The following is a 7,793-nucleotide window of genomic DNA, read 5'->3' as shown; positions in this document are numbered from 1 at the left end:
TTGGGCAATATATCGCCGAATGAATATGAACGCCGATTACAACAATGTGCCTAAATCCGTGTCCGGTTTAAGTTGACCATATATGGACGCCCCGGGTGTTACAAGTACTGGTTCGATACGGTTTGCGACCATATATCCGGCGTCGTTAGTGGGTTAATTTACCCGCGCCATGATGTTATCCGAGCCCTGTTTCCTTATCACTACACCGGTATATGATTACCCAGGTCAACTTCAGGCTGTTACAGGGACGGTAGCCGTTTTCTCATCAGTGCCTGCAAACTCAGTTAAATAAGTTTCTGTAAATTGCTGTTTTTAGCTAATTCATTGCAACGGCCTTCTGCATATTAAAATCAACCCCATCGGTCAGCACACGCCAGATAATTCTCGTCAGTTTATTCGCCAGTGCAACCGTGGTTTTCAGGAACCCCCGACGAGCTTCAAGCCTTTGCAGCCAAAGACCCAGACTGTCATCGCGCTTTTTCATACAACGCATTACAGACCGTGCTCCATGGATGATTAATGTTCTGAGACTACGATTGCCATTTTTTGTCACGGAGGATAATCGTTGCTTGCCTCCCGAACTGTGCTGCCGGGGAACCAGACCACACCAGGTTGATAACTCTCTGCCGCTGGAAAATTGCCCTGCATCCACTTCACTGATAAACGCTGCCGCGATGAGCGGGCCGACTCCCGGAATAGTTAACAAATGGCGATAGGCAGCTTGTTGTGAAGACAATGCAGCAATTTCCTTATCCAGTCCGGTGACGCGTTCATTCAGCGCCTGCATGTCTTCCCGCAATGTAGAAAGTAAACGGCGGACAGTGAACGTTAACTCATTCGACGCGTCTTCCATCAGTTCAGGCAGGTGCTGCTGGAGGCACTGGATCCCGACAGGGATAATGAGACCATATTCAGCGAGCAGAGAACGAAGCTGGTTAGCCAGCGCCGTTCTTTGCTCAACCATGAGCTGACGGGTATTTCGCAGCGCTTTGATATCCTGCTGCTCAGCAGTTTTGACCGGAACAAAGTGGATGCCAGGGCGGAGTGCTGTTTCACAAATCGCCAGCGCATCATTAGCATCGTTTTTCTGGCTTCTGACAAAGGCTTTAACGTGCTGGGCAGGTATCAGTCTGACGTTGTATCCCATCGTTCTGAAGGTTCTGCCCCAGAAGTGCGAAGTAGAGCATGCCTCCATCGCGATAAGCGTTCCGGGCTCGAAGTGTCGAACGCAATCCAGCAATTTTGAACGGGAGATCTTCTTGTTATATGCAATTGAACCATCAACCATCCAAACGCATACCTGAAAAACAGATTTGGCAATGTCGATACCAACAACTCTGATTGTGTTCATGTGATATCACTCCTGAATTAATTGCAGTCAATAGAGTATGGCACTGGCTACTTCAGGGAGGGGCGTCCATAACATCATTACAGTTCGCTATTTTCGATTGCCTTATGCAATTCATCAATTTCAACATCACTCAAGCCAATCTTCTTCAGCTCATCTCGTAGAGATTCAAACGAGCCAGCGTTCATTTTATTGCCTTGGGTGACATCACCAGTTGATGACGCCAGTACACCGTTATTGTTAATGACAGCACCATTGAAATCGTTTTTGAATACCATGCTGGCTATCTCCTTTTCTTTGAATGAAAAGCTCACACCTTCACCAAGAATTCCCTGCTTTTCGAGGTCAAGTGACCATGTGAGAATGCGACCTCTCACAGCGGTCAGTACGCCACTCAAAGAGTTAGCACTAAAACGCCATGAAATTTTAAACCTATCTTCTGAGTCCCTGCCGGCATAAAGCAGTTGTGTAAGCATTTCAGGCATTCGCATTTCAAGCTTTCCGGAACCAACCGCATGTTTTTCTACACTTGAAATTGACTCCTGCATGTAGATTGTCGAGAATTCATACATTAATTTCTTGGGAATTGTTCCAAAGTCGATAGGTATCCAACCAACATACGGGTTGAATGCTTCAGGTTTACATTGAAACCTTCTATACGACGGAACTTGTTCTCGAGAAGGAAATCCGCCTAATTCGAACTCAATCCATTCAGTTAAATCATCAAGGCTCAATTTAGCAGCTACTAATTTGGCTTTCATCAATAAGCCACTAATACTGGCTGAGTCATCGATTGCTTCAGACTGGAGTTGATGTACAAGCGATTTTGTCACTTGGGGATTCTCGTTGTTATGGTTGGTACAGTAAATGATACAACCTTTAACGAGAATGAAAGCAATAATGCAGTCCATACTGAAGTAGATGTGAAAATTAATTTATTCACGATAAGTTGGCATTTTTTCATTTAAATTAGATACTTATCTTAAAGCGTGTTTGGGTGGATAAAGTGACCAGTACTTTTGCCATTTTTAACTCCTCATAAGGTGGTGTTTGTTCCGTACTTTGTTCCGGTTTCTGACCGGTAATACGGGCGAACAATCCGCTTAAAAATCCCACATTAACTCCTCCACCAGCACGGCGGTTGTGGTGAGCAAGAGACTCCATCGTCTGCGCATCGGCAGCGAGTTACAAACGCAAATTTTTGAACAGACTCATCAATTAATTAGGGCAATGCGGAGGCAGAGGAAGGTGCGATCTGCCCAACGATAATGTAAACGTTCGGCAGATAAGCTGTTTTAGCGGGAACCGGGAAGGCCAAATCAAAATCGCTCAGGAATTGAATTAACACTTTTAAGTACCCCGTTTTCGATAACAACATATTCGCCTTTCTTGAGTTCAGAAAGAATATGCATCACGGCACTGCGCGACGCCTGAACTTTGGCCCGGATAAAGTTTTCAACAATGATCTGTTCACGTATAGATTCCGGTTTTGCTATCAGTTCATAAAGCTGCATGCGCACAGCTTCGTAAATTCTGCGCGAATTCAGCCGGAATATCACTTCCGGAGCGAGGCTGGCAAGCATCTGTAGGTGCCTGGCGAAAGGTTCCCAAAGATTGAGTTCACTCAATAAAATATTGAAGATATCAAGATCCAAAATGGCTATTTCAGCCTCGTCAATAACTTTGATGACATATAACGATTCGAAATTATTGGGTATGGGTATTATACCCCTGATTGTCGGAGCAGAAAAATAATCAATAAGGATATCATCCGGTTGACGATGAAGTGAAATAGCCCCCGTCCGGATGATGTAGCATTTCGATTGTTCTTTAGCACTTCGGGTGAAGCGCTGCCCGGCCGCAAAAGTTTTGTACTCAAGCCAGGGGCTCATTTTTTCCAACAGTATTAGGCAGTAAGTGTTATCAACCATGGTGGGTGCTGGTGTGAATTTTTTAGTCATGAGCATTTAAAGTTAGTTAAGGTGAATACTCTAAGCGTAGCAACTGGAAGGGAGAATCACGAGCAATAGGCGTGAAATAGTTAAAAGAAACGCAGACAGAGATTAATTATAATTTTGATAAAGAACAGTAAATTATCCTAGACCGCGCTAAACCAATGGGTGACTAAATCGATTCCAATATAAATCACTTCGTAGTCCTTATCTGACATCAGGGGAATGCAGGGGTAAAAATCAGGTTTTTCCTCATCCAGCATGGCTTTGATATCTCGTTCATCGAACATACTGAAGTCACAATGGCTCATATACCACGTACTAAAATCATCAAACGACGACAGAACCTTGACGTCAGTCTTGCTGTTATCATTCTTAAAAAAATGCATGTTTTCCCAATTTCCCGGTAAATATGTTAATAGACAAAGTGCAATGCATTTTTAGGATACAGATAAGGCCGAAGTATACATCTAAAACACATTCCAAAATTGGACTGGTCTGCCTTTGCCCGAAATGCCACCTCTCATTATTATCTGCACATCGGATGGTTGTTGAATTCCGAAGTGTGTTATCCCGACGGTAATTGTTACGGATGACGAAATCGCATTTCATGATTGTTTAAAGCAATTCAAATGATTCGAGTGCATATTTTTTTCAGATCATTTATGTTTTTTTTTCAATTATGAATGTATGCGAATAATAATCGAGAAATAAAGGTTTTTATGAATATCCAGAAAATCGCTTTAATTTTAGCTATGGCTTCCGGTGTGGCAATGGGCGCGGCAAATGCGAAAGACCAGGGCCACGGCACTGTGACTTTCACCGGTTCCATCATTGATGCTCCTTGCTCAATTATGCCTGAAAGCTCCGACCAGACTGTCGATCTGGGCCAGGTCTCTAATCTGGCACTGAAAGACGGTGGCCGTTCTATTCCTCAGGTCTTCACCATCAAACTGGAACAGTGTGATACCACCACGTCCAAAACCGTTACTACCACATTCTCCGGTACTGCGTCGGCTGCCAATAAAGATCTGTTAGGTCTGGCCGGTTCTGCTAAAGGTGCCTCAATTGGTATCAGCACCACCACCGGTGAGTTAGTCAAACTGGGGACCGCGTCTCCAGCACAGGCTCTTCTGAACGGCACCAACAACCTTTCATTTGCCGCTTATCTGCAAGGTGACGGCGCGAGCGCAACTATCGTTCCGGGAAGCTTCCAGTCTGTGGCTAACTTTGCCCTCGATTACCCGTAAGAAACTGAATGGCGGATACCACGCGTATTCGCCTTCACGTCGCTATGCGGTGGGGATGTTAGTCCGGTATTAACACCCCGCTGCATCGCGTAAGCCAGAGATGTACAAACCCGGATTTTCGCATGTCATTAGTCTGCTCATTTTGTAAGAAAAGGCTGCCTTCCCTGTTGATACTGTCCGTTCTGGGAGTGGTATTCAGCTTTGCAAATGCTTCGCCGTCCGCACCTGAATTCGGATCTGTCCACATGCAGGGGCGCATTATCGATACACCTTGTGCAATTGCCACCGCAGATCTTCATCAGAGTATCGAAATGGGTATTTCAACGGTCGGTGAGATGGTGCTCAACGGTCGGGGATCAAAAAAGACCTTTTCACTGACTCTGGTGAATTGCGATCTGAACTCGCATGACAAGGAACAACCAGACCGGACGCACTTCTTGACCACGTTTGATGGACCTTCTGACCACGGTCTGTTTCGCGTCAGCGGTGCGGAAGGTATCGGGCTACAGATTATTGATGTATATGGCAATCTGGCCACGCCGGGGCAGCCACTTCCTGCCGGTTCCCTGGTGCCGGGAACTCAGCGACTGGATTACACCCTGCGTCTGGTGAGTAACGAAAAACCCCTGAAAGTGGGTGAGTATCACGCCATTTTGCGTTTTAAGGTGGACTACTTCTGATGACTGTAAAAGTGAAAAACCTTATTTCGTCAGCAAATAATAACCGATTCTCACCGTTTTTCGGCGGGGCATTATGCCCGATAGCGGTGGGTGTTCTGATGGCGCTGTTTCCGATGCGCGGAGCCCGTGCAGAAGAAGCGGTGCAGTTCAACACCGATGTGCTGGATGTGAAAGAGCGCGCCAATATCGATCTGGGGCAGTTTTCTCAGGCGGGCTATGTGATGCCGGGAAAATATCAGCTGTCACTGCGCGTCAATAAATTCGATATCCCCGACCAGTCCGTGGAATTCCTGGCACCGGAAGGTGACCCGAAAGGCAGTCAGGCATGTCTGACGCCTGAGATGGTCGGGAAATTTGGTTTGAAACCGGCGACGTTAAAAGGGGCGACCTGGTGGCACGAAAACCAGTGCCTGAATTTGAAATCTCTGGACGGTATCACGGCAACGGCCGATATGGGCAACGGCGCGTTGAACGTCAACGTGCCACAGGCCTACATGGAATACACCTCCGAAAATTGGGAGCCGCCATCCCACTGGGATAACGGTATTCCGGGGGCGCTGTTTGATTACAACGTGAATTCAATGAACTCAAGCCAGAGTCACGGTGGCCGCAGTCGCATGGTCAGCGGGAACGGGACAACGGGCGTGAATCTCGGCCCGTGGCGCATGCGGGCTGACTGGCAGGCGCAGTACAGCAAGGCCACTGGCGAGAACAGCACAACGCAGAAGTCCTGGGACTGGAACCGTTTTTACGCTTACCGTGCGGTGACGTCATTGCGGGCGAAAATGGTGCTCGGCGAAACGTCGCTGAACTCTGCGATGTTTGACAGTTTCAGTTTCAGCGGGGCGAGCCTGGTGACCGATGATAATCAGTTGCCGCCAAACCTGCGAGGTTATGCACCGGAAGTGGTGGGCGTGGCAAAAACCAACGCCAAGGTCACCATCAGCCAGCAAGGGCGGGTGTTGTACGAAACGACTGTTGCGGCCGGTCCGTTTCGTATTCAGGATTTAAACTCGGCGGTTTCCGGCAAGCTTGATGTGAAAGTCGAGGAGCAGGATGGCAGCGTCTCTACCTTTATCGTTGATACCGCCAGTATCCCTTACCTGACGCGTCCGGGGCTGGTGCGTTACAAACTCTCTGCCGGTAAGCCCTCAGACCATGACCACCATACTCAGGGGCCGGATTTTGCCACGGGGGAATTTTCCTGGGGCGTCAACAACGGCTGGTCATTGTACGGCGGCGCGCTGTTAGCCGGAGACTACAACGCAGTGTCACTTGGGGCGGGGCGCGATTTGCTGGCCTTCGGGGCGGTGTCGATGGACGTTACACAATCGCAGGCATCTTTGCCGGACGAGGGCACCAAAAGCGGTAAATCTTTCCGAGTCAGTTATTCAAAACGTTTTGATGAATACGACAGTCAGGTGACCTTCGCCGGTTACCGCTTCTCGGAAAAAAACTTCATGAACATGTCGCAGTATCTGGATAGACGTTACGGCGAAAACAACAATGAAGGCAGTGACAAAGAGCTGTACACCGTCACATTAAACAAGCAGTTCCGGCCGCTCAATATCAGTGCTTATGTGAATTACAGCCATCAAACCTACTGGGATCGTGATGCAACAGATACCTGGAACCTGTCGGTCTCTAACTTCTTTGATGTCGGAAACTTTAAAAATGTCAGCATCAGCATTTCGGCGTACCGCTCGCAGCGAGACGGGGCGAACGACGACGGCATGTATCTGAGCCTTTCCCTTCCGTGGGGTAACGGCGGCAGTCTGAGCTACAACAGTCAGTACAGCGATGGCAGCAATAACCGCACCGTCGGCTATTACAACCGGCTGGATGAAAACAATAACTACCGGATTAATGCGGGCACCACGTCCGGCGGAGAGGGCACCGCCAGCGGGTATTTCACTCACGACGGCGATAACGCCAGCATGACGGCCAACGCCAGTTACAGCGGCAGTGAATATAACGCTTACGGGGTTTCTATGCAGGGTGGGATCACCGCCACAGCAGAAGGTGCCGCGTTGCACCGTATCAGCACGCCGGGCGGTACGCGAATGATGATCGATTCCGAAGGTGTGAGTGATGTCCCGGTACACGGTTCCGGTGGCACGCTACGGACAAACTCCTTTGGTAAGGCTGTTGTCAGCGATGTCAGTAGTTATTACCGCAGCAGTGTGAACGTTGATCTCGACAAACTGCCGGACAACGTGGACGCCACCCGCTCGGTGGTGCAGGGCACGCTGACGGAAGGCGCCATCGGTTACCGCAAGTTCGGCATTCTGGCCGGTGAAAAAGCGATGGCCATCATCAAACTGGCCGATGGCAGTTCGCCGCCGTTTGGGGCAGAAATTCGTAATAAGCAGGGCACGCAGACCGGGATTGTCGGCGAAAACGGCAGCACCTGGCTCTCGGGTATTCGTCCCGGTGAGTTGATGAATATCAGCTGGAGCGATGGCGTGCAGTGTCGCATTGACCTGCCATCGCCTTTACCGGCGCACGGCAAGGGGTTGTTGCTGCCGTGCCGTCTGGTGAAAAAGAATAACTGACAAACGCG

Annotated in this window: 7 protein-coding genes; 3 read left to right on the top strand and 4 right to left on the bottom strand. The window is 48.7% G+C overall.

All coding sequences use genetic code 11. The features are described 5' to 3' along the window. Positions 1-316: 316 nt before the first annotated feature. The 4 genes from ACLBVC_RS22185 to ACLBVC_RS22170 form a co-directional block, all read right to left on the bottom strand. Positions 317-1,351 (bottom strand): IS110 family RNA-guided transposase, encoded by a 1,035-nt coding sequence (locus ACLBVC_RS22185; protein WP_410151427.1) that lies wholly within the window; start codon positions 1,349-1,351, stop codon positions 317-319. A 77-nt stretch (positions 1,352-1,428) separates the two neighbouring features. Continuing rightward, the gene (locus ACLBVC_RS22180; RefSeq protein ID WP_410151426.1) at positions 1,429-2,181 is read right to left on the bottom strand and encodes an AbiTii domain-containing protein; all 753 of its coding nucleotides are present in this window, start codon (positions 2,179-2,181) and stop codon (positions 1,429-1,431) included. A gap of 136 nt (positions 2,182-2,317) precedes the next feature. Then, positions 2,318-2,512 carry a hypothetical protein gene (locus ACLBVC_RS22175; protein WP_410151425.1) on the bottom strand — a complete coding sequence of 65 codons (195 nt, stop codon included), beginning with the start codon at positions 2,510-2,512 and terminating at the stop codon, positions 2,318-2,320. Positions 2,513-2,667: 155 nt separating this feature from the next. After that, a complete protein-coding gene (locus ACLBVC_RS22170; protein ID WP_410151424.1) occupies positions 2,668-3,279 on the bottom strand; it encodes a helix-turn-helix domain-containing protein in 612 nt (203 codons plus the stop codon). 743 nt (positions 3,280-4,022) lie between these two features. Here ACLBVC_RS22170 and ACLBVC_RS22165 point away from each other — a divergent pair. The 3 genes from ACLBVC_RS22165 to ACLBVC_RS22155 all read left to right on the top strand — a co-directional run bounded on the left by ACLBVC_RS22165 (position 4,023) and on the right by ACLBVC_RS22155 (position 7,785). Then, positions 4,023-4,550, top strand: coding sequence for a fimbrial protein (locus ACLBVC_RS22165; protein ID WP_410151423.1), 528 nt, complete (start codon positions 4,023-4,025; stop codon positions 4,548-4,550). Positions 4,551-4,795: 245 nt separating this feature from the next. Beyond that, positions 4,796-5,230 carry a fimbrial protein gene (locus ACLBVC_RS22160; protein ID WP_410151422.1) on the top strand — a complete coding sequence of 145 codons (435 nt, stop codon included), beginning with the start codon at positions 4,796-4,798 and terminating at the stop codon, positions 5,228-5,230. Beyond that, positions 5,230-7,785: an outer membrane usher protein gene (locus ACLBVC_RS22155; RefSeq protein WP_410151421.1), complete on the top strand. Its 2,556-nt coding sequence runs from the start codon at positions 5,230-5,232 to the stop codon at positions 7,783-7,785. The genes ACLBVC_RS22160 and ACLBVC_RS22155 overlap by 1 nt, the downstream gene beginning before the upstream one ends. Positions 7,786-7,793: the final 8 nt, after the last annotated feature.

Source organism: Rahnella selenatireducens, assembly GCF_046449555.1.
Lineage (GTDB): Bacteria > Pseudomonadota > Gammaproteobacteria > Enterobacterales > Enterobacteriaceae > Rahnella > Rahnella selenatireducens.
The sequence above is the reverse complement of the archived record's forward strand: the minus strand, read 5'-3'. Positions and strand labels throughout refer to the sequence as shown.